General features: G+C 68.3%; 12 protein-coding genes. 9 read left to right on the forward strand and 3 right to left on the reverse strand.

Features of this window, described 5'->3' with window-relative positions; all coding sequences use genetic code 11:
* Positions 1 to 4: 4 nt before the first annotated feature.
* Together OHU89_RS19895 and OHU89_RS19900 are read right to left on the reverse strand one after the other, a co-directional pair.
* Entirely contained in the window at positions 5 to 2,149 is a 2,145-nt protein-coding gene (locus OHU89_RS19895) for a helix-turn-helix domain-containing protein (protein WP_405644672.1), read from the reverse strand.
* 200 nt (positions 2,150 to 2,349) lie between these two features.
* Positions 2,350 to 2,541, reverse strand: coding sequence for a hypothetical protein (locus tag OHU89_RS19900; protein WP_405644674.1), 192 nt, complete (start codon positions 2,539 to 2,541; stop codon positions 2,350 to 2,352).
* Between the two features lie 136 nt (positions 2,542 to 2,677).
* On the opposite strand from OHU89_RS19900, the gene OHU89_RS19905 reads away from it, so the two are divergent.
* The 9 genes from OHU89_RS19905 (at position 2,678) to OHU89_RS19945 (ending at position 18,266) form a co-directional block, all read left to right on the forward strand.
* Positions 2,678 to 2,863, forward strand: a complete 186-nt coding sequence (locus OHU89_RS19905) for a hypothetical protein (RefSeq protein WP_405644675.1) — start codon at positions 2,678 to 2,680, stop codon at positions 2,861 to 2,863.
* A 170-nt stretch (positions 2,864 to 3,033) separates the two neighbouring features.
* The gene (locus OHU89_RS19910) at positions 3,034 to 7,800 is read left to right on the forward strand and encodes a DEAD/DEAH box helicase (protein ID WP_405644677.1); all 4,767 of its coding nucleotides are present in this window, start codon (positions 3,034 to 3,036) and stop codon (positions 7,798 to 7,800) included.
* Positions 7,797 to 9,701, forward strand: coding sequence for a UvrD-helicase domain-containing protein (locus OHU89_RS19915; protein ID WP_405644679.1), 1,905 nt, complete (start codon positions 7,797 to 7,799; stop codon positions 9,699 to 9,701). The genes OHU89_RS19910 and OHU89_RS19915 overlap by 4 nt, the downstream gene beginning before the upstream one ends.
* A complete protein-coding gene (locus OHU89_RS19920; protein ID WP_405644681.1) occupies positions 9,698 to 12,946 on the forward strand; it encodes a helicase-related protein in 3,249 nt (1,082 codons plus the stop codon). Before OHU89_RS19915 ends, OHU89_RS19920 begins: the two co-directional genes overlap by 4 nt.
* Positions 12,943 to 14,802, forward strand: coding sequence for a DrmB family protein (gene drmB, locus OHU89_RS19925; protein WP_405644683.1), 1,860 nt, complete (start codon positions 12,943 to 12,945; stop codon positions 14,800 to 14,802). The genes OHU89_RS19920 and drmB overlap by 4 nt, the downstream gene beginning before the upstream one ends.
* Positions 14,803 to 14,871: 69 nt before the next feature.
* Positions 14,872 to 15,513, forward strand: a complete 642-nt coding sequence (locus OHU89_RS19930) for an HAD family hydrolase (RefSeq protein WP_405644685.1) — start codon at positions 14,872 to 14,874, stop codon at positions 15,511 to 15,513.
* A 107-nt stretch (positions 15,514 to 15,620) separates the two neighbouring features.
* Positions 15,621 to 16,808: a helix-turn-helix domain-containing protein gene (locus tag OHU89_RS19935; RefSeq protein WP_405644687.1), complete on the forward strand. Its 1,188-nt coding sequence runs from the start codon at positions 15,621 to 15,623 to the stop codon at positions 16,806 to 16,808.
* Positions 16,809 to 16,900: 92 nt separating this feature from the next.
* Positions 16,901 to 17,359: a hypothetical protein gene (locus OHU89_RS19940; protein WP_405644689.1), complete on the forward strand. Its 459-nt coding sequence runs from the start codon at positions 16,901 to 16,903 to the stop codon at positions 17,357 to 17,359.
* Between the two features lie 409 nt (positions 17,360 to 17,768).
* Positions 17,769 to 18,266, forward strand: a complete 498-nt coding sequence (locus tag OHU89_RS19945) for a peptidylprolyl isomerase (RefSeq protein WP_405644690.1) — start codon at positions 17,769 to 17,771, stop codon at positions 18,264 to 18,266.
* A gap of 78 nt (positions 18,267 to 18,344) precedes the next feature.
* Here the strand turns inward: OHU89_RS19945 and OHU89_RS19950 are convergent, their stop codons facing one another.
* On the reverse strand, positions 18,345 to 18,680 hold the full coding sequence (locus OHU89_RS19950; RefSeq protein WP_405644692.1) for a hypothetical protein: 336 nt from the start codon (positions 18,678 to 18,680) through the stop codon (positions 18,345 to 18,347).
* Positions 18,681 to 18,797: the final 117 nt, after the last annotated feature.

The following is an 18,797-nucleotide window of genomic DNA, read 5'->3' on the forward strand; positions in this document are numbered from 1 at the left end:
GGTGTCACTCCCCCTTGCCGGCCCGGAGTTCGACGACGAGACGGGTCAGCGCGGTCCTGACCGGGTGGCTGGTGACGTCGGTGTCTCCTCGGAACTTCGCTCGACGTGTGCCGGGCTGGAAGTACAGGACACCGTCCTGCACCTCACAGCCCTCGATCGCGACGAGTTCGGCCCACTCAAGCCTCGGGCGTCCCCCGGAGCGCACGTCCAGTTGGGCGACCGGCACCATCGGGGTGATCTCGTCTCCCTTGGGGATGCTGACCTCGGCGACGATCTGCCACTCGCCGGCGTCGCCGACCGTCGCGTCCAGTGCGTCCAGCGCCGGGACCACTGGCCCGGTGGGTGTCTTGGCCTTGGGTTTGGTGCGCACGGTCAACGCCTTGCGCAGAGCTTCCCCTCCCTCGACGCTCGTACGCCGAGGACGGGCCACGATCTCCCTGACCGCACTGTTGACCTCGTGCGTCAGCCCGTTGATCCGGCGGAAGGCGGAGGGGGACCACCGAAGGGACAGTTCCTCGGTCTGGCCCCACCGGTCGTGCTCAGGCGGTTCGGCCGCGCGCAGGAATTCCTCGGCCTCCTTCGCGAACGGAACCGAGTCGCCGGCGGCCTCCCCTACCAGGAGCACTGCCTGGAAGGGGTTGGTCCCGACCGGCAGGCGCGGTACCCCGGCCTTCTTGACCGTCATACGGTTGCCGCGCAGCGAGTGCACCTGATCCTTGTCCCCGTCTTTGTCCCCCATGGCCTCTGTGACCAGCAAGACCGCCTGGTGTGTGCCCAGTGTTCCGGGGGCACCTCCGGACAGGGGCAGCTTCAAGGGCACGTTGCGTGCCGCGACCTGGCCGGCCTCGGTGAGCCGGTCCACGGTCGCGCCCTCGTAGTGCGCCCGTAGGGCACGAGTGCGGGAGGGCTGTTCGCGAGTGGGATCAACCTGCTCCTCTGGGACGACGACATCGCCGTTGCGCAGGGAGCGGACGGAGACCTCCAGCAGGGGGAGCCTGTTGCCACCCCCGGTCATCGCCGCCCAGAAGTCCCGCCCCAACGCGGTGACCAGGCGTCGGTGCATCCTCTTGAGATCTCGGGTGTCCTCGTGGTCATCCTGGTCCACGTCGTCGGACTCGGTGTCGGACGCCTTCTCGTCGAGGCTGGCGACATCATGCGCCCCGACGACGAGGAACGAGGTGCCGGGCTCGTCGTTGTCGCGTGTCAGGTGCAGACGGTCAACAGTCTCCTCGTCCGCCCACCACGAGCGGACGACCTCGGCCCCCTGTGATTCGGGGTCCGGGCGTCCGAACCAGGCGGGGCCCGCGTACGCGCTGCCGTCGACCTGTCGCCAGGGCAGTTCCAGGCGTCCGATGACTCGCCGCTCGGTACGTCCCTCGTGCGGCACTGACAGCGTGGAGTTGATGAGCACCAGCCCCAGGGCGCTCGTGGCCCAGAGCGTCGCCTTGCCCAAGCCGTAGGAACCGCCCGCGCCTTGGCTCGACTTCAGGCTCTCCAGTTGGCGTCTGACCACCGCGGCGAACTTGCCGTCCCCGTAGTCGTCGCCGATGAGTCCCGAAGCGTTGTAGTCATCGATCCGCAGCAGGAGCAGACGCCCCTTCTCGTACATGTCGCGCACCCCGGCATCCACGACCCGGCCGACTTTCTGGCTGCCCGAGCCTTCGGAGACGGCGGAGTAGTGGGGGAACAGGTCGTTCCAGAGGATCGCCTCACGGAAGGCGTCGAGCGTTTCCCCGGTCAGCTCATGCAGGGTGTAGCGGACCTTGACCGGTCGCCCGTTCTCGGTGAGGCGCTCGTCGAGGCTGTTCTGGCAGGTCTCCCGGGCGAGCACCTGCACGTCGGCGTCGAAGGCGAACGCGGCGGCATTGCCAAGATCACGCCCGCCGTCGGGGTAGCCGGGGCGGTGGTACCAGGTGATCGGCAGACCAGCCTGGGTGTCGGTGGTGCGGGTGTGCACCGTGCCGAGGTCCGTGCCGAGCGCCTTGGCGATGTCGGCCATGACCGTGGGGCGGGGGGTCGACCTGCCGGTGATCCACGCCGAGACGGCGGCCCGAGTCAGCTGTAGTTCCTCGGCCAGTTCGGCCTGCGTCCTGCCCGCGAGTTTGAGCTGCCGGGCCAGCCAGGGCCCGAACTCCTCACCTGTCTCCACGCGCCACCTGCTCCTTCCTCGGAGCCGCAGACGGGTCGCCTGTGGCGAACAGGAGGCTAATTTGACACAAGGGAGACTGTCAACTGACGGTTGATCGCGCTACACCCACCCTGACGACTTGACCGAGTCATTCAAATGTTCACAATTGCCCCGAATTGCCCCTGTTTCAATTCATTCCGAAGGCGCCCGTCCGGGCCGGATCAATCAGCCTTGACGCCCACCCTGCCCAACCGATAAGGTTTTGAGTTGGCGGAATTGCCGCCCCGTTCAGCTTCTTCACAAGAGAAGCCGGTCGGCCAGGCCAGAGCTCTGTCCACCATCAGATTTCTCACGCCTGAAGCAATCCAATAATCGCCGCCGGTCAGCATCCACTCAAGGCGCTGGCGGAACACTAAACGGACCCGCTACCGTGGTTCGAGTAAGCATCTCGACAGAGAAAGCAACTCGGCTGCGGGGCCGTTTCATGTCTAAATACAACCCCGTGCCCAAAAATCAAGTGATTCCTACCAGTACGGGGGTTGTTCTTTCATGGACGGACAGAGCGACGATGATTTCATGATGGCAGGTCGCGACCTGAGCAGTTTTACGTTGAACATCATGAAGGCGAAGGATGACACCGAGGTCAAGGGGGTAATCCAGACGTTCGAGACGACCGAGAAGTACTTCTCCGAAAATTTCTCTGACCTGACCGACGACCCTCCCACCTCCGAGTGAAGCCTCCATCGCAAATCCGCTGGTAAGAGCATCGACATCTCTCTGTTGGGAGTGGAGTCGGGCACCTGGCGAGCGGGCAGACGGGAAGCGGAGGGGCCGGCGTATCGTGCCGCCGGCCCCCGCTCCCGCTCATCCTTCCGGACCTTGATATCAACAGGAGTGCATGAGCAATGCCGATCTCGTCGCCCCCCTCCGTTGTCCAAACCGTTATCGAACAGTCCACCCGTGTCCTGCAGACCTATTCCGTCGACCCCGGACTCGTGGCCGAACACGCCAATGGAGAACGCCGTATCACTCAAGGTGGATACGGCGACCGGCAGCTTTTCGAACTGGTCCAGAACGCGGCCGACGAGATCGCCGGCGAGCCTGGCGGAAGAGTTCACGTGGTCCTCACGGAGACCCATCTGTACTGCGCCAATGAAGGAAACCCGGTCACCCCGGAGGGTGCGGAGACAATCCTCCGGATGAGCATGTCGAGAAAGCGTGGCGGTCAGATCGGACGATTCGGTGTCGGGGTGAAATCGGTCCTCGTGGTGACCGACGCACCGGAATTCTTCAGCAGCACCGGAAGTTTCGGCTTCGACCGTACCTGGTCGTACGAGCAGATCCGTTCCGTCCCCGATGTGGCAGCCCGATACGGTCCTGAATTCGACGCGCCCGTGCTGCGCATGGCCCGCCCGCTCGACATGGCGGCCGAGCGGGCCGACGATTCCGTCCTGCATGAGCTGCTGGCCTGGGCGACCACCGTCGTCCGCCTGCCTCTACTCCCCCGAGCGAACGACCGGCTGGGCAAGGACATGCACGGAGGTCGCGCAAAGGACCACGGTCTGCCCCGCGACGAGTTCCCCACCGGTTTCCAGCTCTTCTCCCCGCACGTCGCGACTGTCGTCCTGGAGGACCGCCGCCCCCGTCCCGTGGCCCGTCGGGTCCTGACGACACGGCAGTCCGGTGATCTGCGCACCGTGATCGAAGAGCGGACCGGCAAGGCCACCGCCTCCGAGGACTGGCGGGTGTTCACCACCTCCCACGAGCCCGGCCCGGCGGCCCGCGCGGACGCCGGGGAGCTCCACGACCGGCTCTCCCTCGATCTCTCCTGGGCCGTCCCCGCGCTCCGCAAAGACCCGGAAAGCGGCCTGTACGTCAACCCGCGGACCCGTGGCCGCGGCACGTTCTGGTCCTTCTTCCCCACCAAGTACGAGATGTCGTTGAGCGGCATCGTCAACGGCGCGTGGAAGACCAACGAAGATCGGCAGAACCTCCTCGACTCCTCCCCCTTCAACCAGGAGATGATCAGTGTGGCGGCGGCCCTGGTCGTCGACTCGCTCCCCGCCCTGGCCCCCGCCGAGGACCCCGCCGCCTATCTCCCTCTGCTTCCCGGCCGTGCCAAGGAAGCGATCAGCTGGGCGGACGAGTTCCTGACCCGGGAGATCTGGGCGTGTGTCGCGACCCGGCCGTCCCTCCCCGATCAGGACGGCGTCCTGCGCGTGCCCTCCGAGCTGCGCGTGCACCCCCGCTTCGACAGGGACCCGAAGAAGACGACTGGCTGGCTCCGGATGTGGCACGAATGCCCGGGGCGCCCCTCGGACTGGCTGCACCCCGCCGTCGAGGCCGACGTCCTGCGCTCCGGAAAGGTGGAGCACATCCTGCACGCGGCCGGACATGCCCGGTCGGACGTCCGCGCGTGGCTGGAGGCTCTGGTCGAGTCGGGCGGCGTCGAGGCCTCCGCGGTGGCGATCCGGATCCTCGCGGACATGGTCGAGTCCGGTTCCGCGCACGCGGTGGAGGCCCGCAGGGCGCACATCGTGCTCACCGAGGAACACGGGCTCGTACCGGCCGTGCCCGGTCGGGTGTTCCGCCGTGCCGACCAGGACGGGCTGCCCGAGTCCACGGTGTACGTGGTCGACGCGCTCGCGCAGGACCCGTCGCTCGCCCACGCACTCAACGTCCTCGGAATCCGCGAAGCCGACATCGAGGGACGCTTCGTCAGCGTCTTGGACCAGGGCTTCGACGGCTACCGGGAAGCGGAGTGGGAGCGGTTCTGGCAGCTCTTCCGTCAGGGCGGGATCCGCAGGTTGGGGCACAAGGTTCTGGAACGGGTCACCACGCCTCGCTCCACCCTGCGTGTGCGGACCGCCGACGGGCGGTTCCGGCCGTTGGAGGACTGCATGCTGCCCGGCGCGGTGGTCGACGCCCGGCGCGACCCGACCGTCGCCGTGGACATGACCTTCCACTCCGACGACGTGCCCTTCTTCGCACAGATCGGTCTGGGGGACCGCCCCGTCGCAGGCGTGCAGCCCAAGGAGGGAGAGGGCTGGTTCGACGAGTATCGGGAAGCCGTCCACTCCGCCTATCTGCGCGGTCTCGACAGCCGTGCCCCTCGTCCCTCGCTGAACCGGATGAAAGTGGAGGGCGCCGCGGTCGGTGGCCCCCTGCATCTGTTCCGCACGCTCTCCGAGGAGTCGCGCGCCGCCTTCCTCAAGGCGCTCCCCGACGACGCCGTGGTGGACAACTGGACCCGTCAGATCGGTGCGCAGAGCGCGACACGACAGGCCGTCGTCTCCCCTATTCGCTGGATGCTGCGGAAGTACGGGATCGTCGCCACCTCTCAAGGGCTCAAGCCGTTGCGCGAGGCCGTCGGACCGCAGCTGGCGGCCTACCGCGACGTCCTGGCGGTGGCTGACCTCTCCCCCGAGAAATCCCGCAAGCTGCGGCTCCCCGCCACGATCGACGAGGTCCCCGGCGACCGGTGGGAAACACTCCTCGACCAGGTGTCCCACAGCGAGGACGATGCGTTCGTCGGCGCCACCTACGTGATGCTGACCAGGGTCGGCGCGGACTTCCCGGAGGACTCCCTCACCCGCTGCCGGATCGGTGACGCCTGGGGCACTCGCCCCGACGGCGAGATCACCGTCGCCGTCGGAACGGTCGAATACCGGGCCCTGCGCGCCGAACAGCTTCCGGCCCTGCTGATGCCAAGTGCCGGGGGCGCCGAGCTGATGGTCGAGAAGTGGGGCATGCTCCGCCACTCCGACGTGATCAGCCGTGAGACCCGGGAAGTCGTCGACGGCGACCCCGTGCCGCTGGTCGAGCTGTACCCGGGTCTGCGACTGCGTCTCAACAGCACGAACCGCAACAGCCTCGTGCAGCGCTGCACCGAGCTGGAGGAGGTCACCCGCACCCCCAACGGCACCCATGCCTCGCCGCTGGAAGCGGTCCGCCAGGACAACCTGGTCAAGATCCGGGGGCCGCTCGATCCCGAGCCGATGCTGCGTCTGATCGACCGCGAACTCGGGCTGGGGCTCGGCGCGGCCGGCTGCCGGGCCGTGCTGGAGCACCAGGAACAGATGGCACGGGACAGCGCGATGCAGGCGGCCCGCAAGGCCGTGCGCGAGGCCGAGGACGTGGTGACGAAGATCGAGCTGCTGATCGGGGCGGACGCCCTCCGGGCGGGGCTGCCCGAAGGGTTGCTGGAGGCCGAGTCGCAGGCGATCGAGGGGGCGGAGCCCTCGGACCGCCGCATCGCCCAGATGGCGTTCAACGCCCACGGCGACGGTGTGCTCCATCAGCACGCCAGGGACATTCAGGCACGGTTCCCCGACGCGCCGGTCTCCTACACCGGCTCGGCGACCGCCGTCGCCTTCGTGTCGGACCTGCGGCTCCCGGTCTCCTTCGCGGGTGCGCGGACCCCTTCGCCTCCGGCCTTCGAGACCGTCCAGGGCCCGCAGGACTTCCCGCACCTGCACGAGTACCAGGAGGACCTGGTCCGCAACATCACCACCATGCTCGACCGGTTGGCGCCGCAGCGCGGCATGCTCTCCCTGCCCACGGGCGCGGGAAAGACCCGCGTCACCTCCGAGGCCGTGATCCGCTGGGTCAAGCGCGTCGGCGATCTGAAGGGCCCGCTGCTGTGGATCGCGCAGACCGAGGAGCTGTGCGAACAGGCGGTGCAGAGCTGGAAGTTCGTGTGGAGCAAGGTCGGCGCGGACTGCCCGCTGGCCGTCAGCAGGCTATGGGGCGGCAACGAAGCCGGCGATGTCGTCGAGTACCCGCATCTCGTGGTCGCCACGGACGCCAAGCTGGAGCGGTGCCTCGGCACCGATCAGTACGCGTGGCTGCGCGAGGCCTCGCTCGTGATCGTGGACGAGGCCCACACCGCGATCTCCAAGCGGTACACCGAGATCCTGTCCCGACTGGGCCTCACCCAGTACGAGACCGGGCGACACCTGCTCGGGCTGACGGCCACCCCGTTCCGCAACACGAACGAGGAGGAGACCCGCAGGCTGGTGAGCCGCTTCGGAAACCGGCGGCTCGACGAGGGCGTCTTCCCGTCCGGTGATCCCTATCGGGACCTGCAGGAGTGGGGGATGCTCGCGCAGGTCGAACATCGCACCCTGGAGGGCGGTCGGATCGAACTGACCCGCGACGAGAAGGCACAGGCCGACCGGATGTCGGTGCTCTCGCGGGCCGCCGAGCAGCGGCTCGCCGACGACCACGCGCGCAGTCGCCGTATCGTCGACGAGGTGGCGGGACTTCCGGAGGACTGGCCGACCCTGCTCTTCGCCACCTCCGTGGACCACGCCAAGTACCTGGCGGCCATGCTGAACGACCAGGGGATCGCGTCCGCCGCCGTGGACTCGACCACCAACGTCCAGGATCGGCGACGGCGTGTGGACGATTTCCGCACCGGACGCATCCGCGTCCTCACCAACTACGGTGTCCTGACCCAGGGGTTCGACGCTCCCGCCACCCGGGTCGTGGTGGTCGCCCGCCCGGTCTACAGCACCAACGTCTACCAGCAGATGATCGGTCGCGGTCTACGCGGCCCGAAGAACGGCGGCAAGACGACCTGCCTGATCCTCAACGTCAGCGACAACATCGCCAACTTCGACACCCAGCTCGCCTTCACCCAGTTCGAGCACCTCTGGAGCCGCGCGTGACCGACGCCTACCTCGACAGTCCCCCGCTCACCGACGAGCAGCGGGCCGTCGTCGAACAGCCTTGGGACGCACGGGTCCTGGTCACCGCCGGGGCCGGTGCGGGCAAGACGCATACCCTGGTGCGCCGGCTCGACGCGCTGTGCGGACACCAGGATCCGGACGAGGCCCTCGATGCCGCCGAGATCCTGGTCCTCACCTTCTCCCGGGCGGCGGCCCGGGAACTGCGCGAGCGGATCTCCCGGCACGGAGAACGCGCCCACCGGGTGCGCGCCCGGACGTTCGACGCGTGGGCGTACGAAGTGCTCCTCCAGTCGCGTCCGGACGGCGAGTGGGGAACGGTCGGCTTCGACGAGCGGATCGCCGCCGCGACATCGGCGATCGAGAAGGGCGCGCTGGAGATCGGCGACGCGGTCCCGCCCGTGCACGTCGTGATCGACGAGGTGCAGGACCTCCTGGGCGCACGCCGCGAACTGGTGGAGACGCTCCTCGACCGCTACCAGGACAGCTGCGGATTCACCGTCGTCGGGGACGCCGCCCAGTCCGTGTACGGGTTCCAGATCGAGGATCTCGGTGAACGCGCGGACGAGACAGGCCGGTTCTTCGACTGGCTGCGCTGTTCCTACCCCGACGACCTGGTGGAACTGCATCTCACCCGCAACTTCCGGGCCACCACGGCCGAGGCCCGGGTCGCGCTGGAGCACGGGCCCCGCCTCCAGCGGCTCGACGATCCGGACGAGGCGGGAGTCGTCTACGACGAGCTGCGTGATCTACTCCTGGATCCGGCGAACGGGATGGGTGCCCTCGATGACGAGTTCACCCTGGCGGGTCTGCGGGACCTGACCGAGACATGCGCCGTGCTCACCCGTGACAACCAGCAGGCTCTCGTGGTCTCCGAGCTGTTGTACTCCCACGGCATCGACCACCGGTTGCGGCGCCCGCTCGAAGAGCGCCCGGTGCCGTACTGGGTGGCCGAGCTGCTGCGTCGCACGGAGGCGACCGGGCTCACCGAGGACCGGTTCGCCTCCCTCCTTGCGGAGATCCCCCTGCCGTACTCGCCGGATGCGGGCGCCGTGTGGGCGGTACTGCGCCGCGTCGCGCGGGGAGCCGGACGTGGTGTTCTCGACGTGACCGGGCTGCGCCGCGCAGTCGCCGAGGGACGGTTCCCCGACGACGCCGCCGATCCGGAGACCGCGCGGATCGTCGTCTCGACAGTCCATCGGGCCAAGGGCCTCGAGTTCGACCGGGTGATCGTCCTGACCCCGCCGACCGTCGCCGATCTCCACAAGCGATACAAGAACGGGCTGGACCTCCCTGCCGAGGCACGCGCCCTGTACGTGGCGATGACGCGCCCCCGCCAGGACCTGCACCACGTGACGCCACCTGACCTGCCGCAGTTCAGGAGAGCGGGACGGCGGCACGACGGCCGCCTCTACGTGGGCTCGTGGCGGTCGTACGACAGGTTCGGAATCGTCGCCGCGGCGGGCGACGTCTGCCGGGACGACCCTCCGGACCACGCGACGGACGCCGTGGCCGCACAGGCGTACCTGCTGGAGCGGGTCCGCCCCGGCCAGGAGGTGGCGCTGCGCAAGCGTCACGACCTGCCGATGGGCCAGGCACAGAGTCCGCCTTACGTCCTGCTGCACGACGGGCGGGAGATCGGCGAGGCGTCGCAAAGGTTCCGCGAGGCGCTGTTCCAGGTGCAGAAGGTCAACCGCACCTGGGATCCTTGGTGGCCCGACGAGATCCACGGCCTGCGGATCGACACCTTGGAGACGGTGACGGGCAGCACCGCCGCGGGATCCAACGCGGGACTCGGCGAGCGAGGTGTGTGGATCGCTCCTCGGATCACCGGCATCGGCAGGTACCGCCGAGCAGACATCGAGGAGGAGCAGCGCGCATGACGTACGGGGCAGGTCGGCACTCCGAGCACTATCGGGTCCGTGACGAGGAACTCCTGGCGGGGCTCCGCCGTGAACTGCTCGGTCCCGCACCGGACTCGGCACCGGACGACCGCGCGGAGATCCTCACACAGGACGCGCCCATCGACCGTTATCTGACCGGTGTGCTCTATCCGCGGGCCTCGAAGAAGGTCCGAGAGGAGAACGCCGCCGAGCAGGACGGCCTGGACACCGCTCCGCAGCTTCGGCACGAGGACGTCGAGGAGTCCGGCACCGCGCAGGAGGTCGCGGCCGCCGGGGACCGACGCCCCTCCTCCATGGGCCTGACCTTCGCGGTCGTCCCGGGCCCGAGCGGCTCGATCGTGATCTCGACACGTGCGGCCGTCTACGAACCCACCGACGCCGACGGAAACCTGATCTCGGCCGGCCGGGCCGAGGCGCGCACCACCACGGACCAGCGGGAGCGGTGGCGCCGCGAGGAACTCGACCTGCCTGACTTCACCGTCGACGTCACGACACCCGACAGCGACAAGTGGAAGACGCTCGACGAGGACAGGCAAGTCAAGCTCCGGGTGAACGTCCGCCGACGCGACACCGCCACCGGCACGGTCACGGTGACCGTCACGCTGGTCAACGAACAGAAAGTGGGCGAACGGGATCTCCAGGACGCCTTCGCCCTGTTCCAGTGCGGTCTGACGGTCCGGGCCGCCGACGACTCCACCGCGTTCGTCGAACGTCCCGCGCCGTCCGCCGCCCACGACCCGGAGATGGCCACGAGCAGGCTGCTGCACCGCCATGCCCCGACCTTCGCGGTCGGGCACGGCTGTGCTGCGGAGTGGGACTGGACCCCTCCGCCGATCGGCATGACCGATGCCGTGCGGGCCGCCGTCGCCGAGGTCCGGAGCGTGTTCGTACCGACCGTGGAAGTGCTGCTCACCGACTCCAACCCGGAGATCGACAGCTCGGCGCTGTCCATGCTCGGGCTGGCGGAGAAGCCCGAGGCCGAGGTTCTGACCGCCTTGGAGGACCTCGCCGCGGGATACGAGCGCTGGATCGACCGAAAGTCGATCGAGACGGACGCCCTGGCGGGCGACACGCACGCGCAGCCCGCGCGGGAGCAGGTGGCGGCCTGTCTGGAGGCGCTCGACCGGATCCGCGAGGGCATCGGGCTGCTGCGGACCGAGCCGGACCTGATGCGGGCGTTCCGACTCGCCAACCGTGCCATGGCGGACCAGCGTGCCCGCAGTGCATGGGTGAAGGGCGGACGCGTGGGCGTCCCCGACCCTGCGGCCAGCCGTTGGCGTCCCTTCCAGATCGCGTTCGTGCTGCTCTGCCTGGCCGGGATCGAGAATCCCGACCACCGTGACCGTCGGATCTCGGACCTGCTGTGGTTCCCCACCGGTGGTGGCAAGACGGAGGCCTATCTGGGGCTGATCGCCCTCACGTCCTTCCTGCGGCGCATCCGCCGGGGTGCGGACGGCGGTGGAGTCACCGTGCTGATGCGCTACACGCTTCGGCTGCTCACCCTCCAACAGTTCGAGCGTGCGGCGATCCTGCTCTGCGCCATGGAGAAACTAAGGCGGCACACACCGGAGTTGGGGCAGGAGGAGTTCTCCGTCGGCATGTGGGTGGGGCGTTCCGCCACACCCAACACGCTGGCCGAGGCCGACGCCCGGCTCACGGAACTGCGCGGGAACCTGGACAAACGGCTCGCCACCGAGAACCCGGTCCAGTTGCACGCCTGTCCCTGGTGCGGGACCCGACTCGACGCCCGGGACTACGCGGTCGACGAAGAAGCCGGGCGGATGCACGTCCGTTGCCCCGGGGAGGACTGCGACTTCACCGGCGGGCTGCCCGTCCATCTGATCGACGAGGCGGTGTACGCCGCCCGGCCGACGCTGGTGATCGCCACCGTCGACAAGTTCGCGTCGATGCCGTGGCGTCCGGCAACGTCCGCGCTGTTCAACCGCGACGACCCGAGCGACGTCACCCCTCCCCCGGAGTTGATCGTCCAGGACGAACTCCACCTGATCTCAGGCCCGTTGGGGACGCTCACCGGCCTGTACGAGACGGCCGTGGACGCGCTCGCCGACCGACCCAAGGTGATCGCCTCCACGGCCACCATCCGTCGCGCCGCTGATCAGGGTCGGCGTCTCTTCGCCCGTGAGGTGCGCCAGTTCCCGCCCTCCGGTCTCGACGCCCGGGACTCGTGGTTCGCCGTGGAGACACCCCGCGAGGAGAAGGCGAGTCGACGCTACGTCGGTCTGCTGGCCCCCGGTACCAGCCAGTCCACCCTGTTGATCCGCACGTACGCGACACTGCTTCACCGGGCCAAACAGGCGACGACCGCCGACGAGGTGCGCGACGCGTACTGGAGTCTGGTCGGCTACTTCAACAGCCTCCGCCTGCTCTCCGCGGCCGAACTCCAGGTCCATGACGACGTGGTGGCCTACCTCGAACTGCTCGCCGAGCGCGAGGGAGTGACGGTCCGCCCCGTCGCCAACTACTCGGAGCTGACCAGCCGGATCGACGCCAGCGAGATCCCCACCCGCCTCAAGGGCATCGAGAAGAGGCTTCCCGACGAGGACACCGTGGACGTGCTGCTCGCCACCAACATGATCGCGGTGGGTGTCGACGTGGACCGCCTCGGTCTGATGGCCGTGATGGGCCAACCGCAGACGACCGCCGAGTACATCCAGGCCACCAGCCGGGTCGGCCGCGCGTACCCCGGCCTGGTCGCGGTGATGCTCAACTCGGCCCGTTCCAGGGACCGTTCCCACTACGAGAGTTTCCAGCACTACCATTCGGCGCTCTACCGCGAGGTCGAATCGACCTCCGTCACGCCGTTCTCCGCCCGCGCCCGGGACCGGGGGCTGCACGCGGTGATCGTGGCGCTCGCCCGCATCCTGATCCCGGCCGCCCGCCCCAACGAGGGCGCCGGTCGGGTCGAGTCCTACGTGGACATACTGCAAGATCGTGTCAAGGCGGTACTCCTGCAACGCGTCCGCGAGGTCAGCCCCGAGGAGGTCGACGCCGTGTCCTGGGCCTTCGACGAGTTCGTCGACTGGTGGCGCGACGAGTCGGACCTCCGCAACGGACTGCTCTTCGAGCCCCGCAGGGGCAGTCGCGCCCCGTCGCTCCTGAAAGCCTTCGACGACAAGGCCGAGGACGCCGCGGCATGGCCGACCCTGTGGAGCCTGCGCGACGTGGACGCCGAGTCCGCCCTGTTCATGGAGGGAACCAGATGACCCCGCCCCCCGCTCGCCGTCGCCGCACCAGCACCGCACCGGTCCACAACCTTCCGCGGCGGGGCACGGTCCGCCGTGCACAGGCGATCACCACATACGGCGTCGGATCACTCATCGCCGTGGACCACGAGTCCTTCGTCGTCTCCGGCCTGGACAGCGCAGACACGAGCTGGAACTCCGATGAATCCCCCCGGATCCATGAACGTCGACTGGAGCGCCTGGTCGACGTCGACCACTTCCGACTGCCCCCCGCGTCCGACGACCACAGCAAGGACGGAGTGCGCGTCCGCCGCTTCCCCCTGATGCACTCCTGTCCCGAGTGCAACGAACTGCAGCGGCACCGCGACTTCAATCCACCGCCGGGCCGGAGCGTCTGCGGTACGTGCGAGGTCGATCTCGTGCCGTCCCGCTTCGTGGTGGCCTGCGAGGACGGGCATCTCGGGGAGTTCCCGTACTGGCAGTGGGTTCACCGTTCCACCGAGCGCGGCGCCTCTACGGCGGGGAAGTGCGGAGGCCGGCTCCGGCTGCGCACCTCCGGGCGTACGTCGTCGCTCCGATCGATCCTCGTCTCGTGCACCTGCGGACAGGCGCCCGAGGTTTCGATGGAGGGTTCCTTCCGCCGGAACGCGCTGAAGGACCTGGGGCTCAAGTGCCAGGGTTCCCGACCGTGGTTGGGATCCTCCGCTCCGGCCCAGGAGTGCGGACTTGCCCTGCGCACGCTCCAGCGCGGTTCGTCGGCGGTGTGGCAACCGGTGCTGAAGTCGGCGCTCTCCATCCCACCGTGGAGCAACGGTCGTGCCGATCCGCTGGCGGAGCACTGGAACGCGTTGCGAAGCAGGCACGACAGCCGCGAGCGAATCCAGGACTATCTCGACGGAGCGTTCCCGGAAGGGTGCCCCATCTCGCTGGACGAGGTGATGACACTGCTCGCCGCCGAGCGCGAGGAGGATCCCGATGTCGATGCACAGCCCTCCTTCGACCATCGCTACCGCGCTCTGCGCGTCAAGGAGTACGAGAGCCTCCGCACGGGCAACGACGCGAGCGAGCACGCGCGCGACGAGCAGTTCGTCTGCGAGACCCCACTGAGTGACAGCGGCATGCTCGCCCCACTCGGCGTCACGGGCACGATGCTCGTGAAGAAGCTCCGCGAGGTGCGCGCCCTCAAAGCCTTCACCCGGCTCGCCGACCCCGACTCGACGACCGAGACGAAGGAGATGCCGCTCGCGGACTCCCCCTTGCGCTGGCTCCCGGCCATGGAGGTCCGCGGCGAGGGCGTGTTCCTCCGCCTGGACGAGGACCGACTCGCCGGCTGGGAGAAGGCCGGAGCGGTCACGGCCCGCATCGAGCGAATGCGGACCGCCCACCAGCGTGTGTTGGACCAGCGGGCCGGTGAACTGCGCCAGGCGGTACCGTCCCCGGCCAATCCACGCATGGTGCTGCTGCACACCCTGGCCCATGTGCTCATCAACGAGTGGAGCCTGGAGGCCGGGTACCCTGCCGCTGCTCTGCGTGAACGCCTGTACTCCGCCGACGACATGGCCGGCGTGCTCGTCTACACGGCGACGAGCGACTCCGCGGGCAGCCTCGGTGGCCTCGTTGCGCAAGGGGAACCGGAACATCTCTACCGGACGATCCGCTCGGCGGTGCGTCGCGCCGAGTGGTGCTCCTCAGATCCGCTCTGCGTGGAGACCGAGGCGTCGGGGACCAGCGGCACGAACCTGGCCGCCTGCCACGCCTGCGTGATGCTCCCGGAGACGAGCTGCGAGCACAACAACATCCTGTTGGACCGCGCGTTGCTCGTCGGCACACCGGACGACCCTCAAGTGGGCTTCTTCGTGGGCGTACTCAATCAGTGAGATGCGGCCGGCCGCGGGGTGTCCGACATGTTCCCTGGGTCCAGAGCACGACGTCGTAGGGTCCGCAGGGTGATTGAAACCATCGTCCTAGACGTAGGCGAGACCATCACCCGCGACGACCGCTACTGGCACTCCTGGGCGGACTGGCTGGACATCCCCCGCCACACCCTCTCCGCCCTCGTGGGAGCCGTCGTCGCTCAGGGCCGTGACAACGCGGACGCCCTACGGCTGGCTCGCCCCGGCATCGACGTGGCGGCCGAGTACCACGCCCGTGAGACGGCCGGCCGGGGCGAGTTCCTCGACGAGACGGATCTGTATGACGATGTGCGTCCGGCCCTGTCCGGGCTGCGCAAGCTCGGCGTCCGGGTCATCGTCGCCGGGAACCAGACCTCTCGCGCCGGCGAGTTGTTGCGCGACCTCGATCTGCCCGTCGACCTCGTGGTCACGTCCGGGGACTGGGGCGTGGCGAAGCCGCACCCGGAGTTCTTCGAGCGCGTCCTGGAAGTGGCCCGGGCCGCGCCGAGCGTGACGGTGTACGTCGGTGATCACCCGGCCAATGACATCTTCCCGGCGAAAGCCGCCGGACTACGGGCGGCGCACATCCGTCGCGGGCCGTGGGGCCATCTATGGGCGGACGACCCGGAGTTGAGGGCGGCGGCCGACTGGCGGATCGAACACCTCAGTCAGCTCACCACGCTCGTCGCGAGCTGAGGACTACAGGGAAGATCTCACCGATCAGGACCAGAGAAGCCATTCGCGAACACGCCGCGTATCCACACGAGTACGGTTCGAAGCAGACGACTCGTACTGGAGCCTGTATGTCCGCACACGCCGACGGTGGGGTAGGCAGGCGACTCGCCTACTACCGCAGCGTCATGCGCCCGAAGATGACACAGCAGCAGCTCGCGGACGCCGCGTGCGTCGCCCTCGGCACCATCCGCAAGATCGAGCGAGGAGAACGTGGCGTCACCGATGTCACGCTGGAAGCCCTCGCGGCGGCTCTCGGTGTCGATCCGAGCCGTCTGCGCGTCGACCGCGGACCTGTGCACACTCGAGTTCGCGAAGCGCTGCCCGCCCTCTCAGCGGCGATCGCCGCCTACGACGTCCCGGACGTCGGTCCGGTCCGCCCCCTAGGCGAGCTTCGCGCTGCCGTCGCCGAGGCCTCTCGCTGGCGCCTTGCAGCCCAGTACACGCGCATCGTCCGCGAACTCCCCGACCTGCTCGCCGAACTTGCTCGCGCCTATCACGGATCGGCCGCCCACGAGCGGCGCGAGCCGGCCGCGCTCTTGGTCACGGCCTACCGTGCGGCGGACGCCGTGGCTTTCAAGTTCGGTGCGCATGACCTGTCCGCGCGTCTCGTCGAACTGATGCGTTGGGCCGCCCCCGACGCCGACGATCCCCTCCTGGCCGCAACCGTCGCCTACGTGCGTACGGAGATCTTCTTCGCCGCACACGCTCATGCTCCCGGGCTGCGCACGCTCGAGGACGCCATCGACTCGGCGCCCGTCCCGAGCACGGTGCCTGCCATCGCTGCGAGGGGCGCTCTCCACATGAGGGCCGCGGTCATCGCCGGGCGGGCACGGGCCGCCACGGCCTCAGCAACTCACCTCGCCGAAGCTCGGGCCCTCGCGGACCATGTGCCCGAGTCCGTCTACCGCGGGACGGCATTCGGACCCGACACCGTCCGCATCCATGAAGTGTCCGTGGCCGTCAGCCTCGGAGACGACCACGTCGATCGTGCTCTCACAGCCGCACACGACTGGAAGCCACCCGCCGAACTACCGGCTGAACGACGCTCAGGCTTCTACATCGAACTGGCCCGAGCGCAACTTTGGGCCGGGCTCGCGGATCACGCGTTCGAGTCCCTGAAACTGGCCCGTCGGATCGCCCCGCAGCACACCCGAGAACACCCCTGGGTCCGTGAAGACGCCTCCACGCTCCGTCGGTTGAAGCGGACCGACTCGGAGGCGCTCACCGGGTTCGCCGAGTGGTGCGCCGCAAACTGATCTCCCCGTAGTACCCCTCGCCGGGGTACTTGTGCCCCTTGCAGGCTGTGACCATCTGTCCCACACGTCGGGACCAGCAGATGGGAACAGGGATGTCTGAGGCGATCCCGTTCGCGCCGCCCACCCTCATCAAGGGTGGCGTGAGCATCGCTCGACCGCACGGGAATCTGCCATGGCTGCCGCCCCTGGGAACGGTCTGGCACGTCGAGGCAGGTACGCACTTCGAGGCGATTCGAGCCGGCCAGACTCTTGGGCGAGCCGCGCTGACCCTGCTCGGTGACGCGTCGGGGGCGGTGATCTGCGATCCGTGGAGCCGCATTCACTACTTCCTGACCAAGCCGTCATCGACGACCGGGTGGAACGTACGAGAGACAACTGTGTGCGGAACTGCCACTTACGTCGTCGTTCCACCGCTCGGCGCCAAGGAAATGCACCTGCACTGGACGGTGCCGCCACCTCCTGATCGTCCGTTCACACCGGTGGACCAGTTGCGTCAGGCGTTCCACGCAGCGGCCGAAGCGCACTACGGCCCGCGGACGGAGCGACGCTGATGGGTGCGGAACCGGCCCATGAGGTTGTCGATGCGTTCGACGCTCTGGTCAGTCACTGCCTCGGCTGCCACCACTGCCGCAAAGCCCCGGACCAGATGTGTCCGGCAGCCCGACCGTTGCACGACAGCTGGAAAGCTGCCTGGAAAAGGGGGCGTCACGGTGATCTGCGGACGATGTGACCGGGCAATCGTGGCCGGTGAGACCTACGACGAACACGACAAGGTCTCGTCCTCCGCCGGTGGAATCACGATCTACCTGCACAAGCGGTGCCCGTCGATGTCTTCGCGCAGTGGGCGCCAGGGGTGTGACAGGCCGCTTGCGGGACCAGCCTGAGGTCAGCCACCCCGCACCACGACGCACCCGCCCCCACGATTACGGCAGCTCAAGCACGAGGGTGCAGGATAGACCCATGACAACCAAGGTCTACTTCGACATCACCATCAACGACGAGCCCGCCGGCCGTATCAACTTCAACCTCTTCGACGACGTCGTCCCGAAGACCGCGGAGAACTTCCGCGCGCTGGCCACCGGCGAGAAGGGCTTCGGCTTTGCCGGGTCGTCCTTCCACCGGGTCATCCCGGACTTCATGCTGCAGGGTGGCGACTTCACCCGGGGCAACGGCACGGGTGGCAAGAGCATCTACGGTGAGAAGTTCGCCGACGAGAACTTCAAGCTCAAGCACGACCGTCCGGGCCTGCTGTCGATGGCCAACGCGGGCCCGAACAGCAACGGCTCGCAGTTCTTCATCACCACGATCGTGACGGGCTGGCTGGACGGCAAGCACGTGGTGTTCGGCGAGGTCGCCGACGAGGCCAGCATGGCGGTCGTCAAGAAGATCGAGTCGCTCGGCTCGGGCAACGGCGCGACCTCGGCGAAGATCACCATCGCCGAGTCCGGTCAGCTCTGACACCTGCGGTCTCCGCGGACGGCCGGTGCGGTATCCATCGCCCCGGCCGTCGCGTACCGGTCAGGTCGGTCAGGTCGGTCAGGGGATCAGCAAGTACACCTTGCAGTCCGCGCACCCCTTGTGCTCGCTCAGCTCGGTGTTCCCGGCGCTGTTCTCGATGGTCATCTTTCCGGAGGCATGCTTCCAGCCCTGCCACTTCCCGTTGACCTTGATACGGACCCAGGCGTGACCCGAGCAGTCGCCACCCGAGTACTTCTTGGTCCATGAGGTGTACTCGTCGGAGAAGGCGTAGTACTTGGAGCCGCAGCTACGCGTCCAGAACTCGTCGTCGGCGGCCGCCGGTGATCCCACGGCGATGACCGCGCCGAACGCCGCGGCGAGGGCTACAGCACCGAATTTCAGTCGATTGCGCATGTGTTGTTCCCCCATGTCTTCGAGATGGCCAGATGGCACAGACTCTGGTCCGTGTCGCCCGTGTCGCCCGTGTCGCCCGTGTCACCCGCGCCGGGTCGTTGTCCAACGTGGTCCATG

The organism is Streptomyces sp. NBC_00019, from assembly GCF_045041015.1.
Lineage (GTDB): Bacteria > Actinomycetota > Actinomycetes > Streptomycetales > Streptomycetaceae > Streptomyces.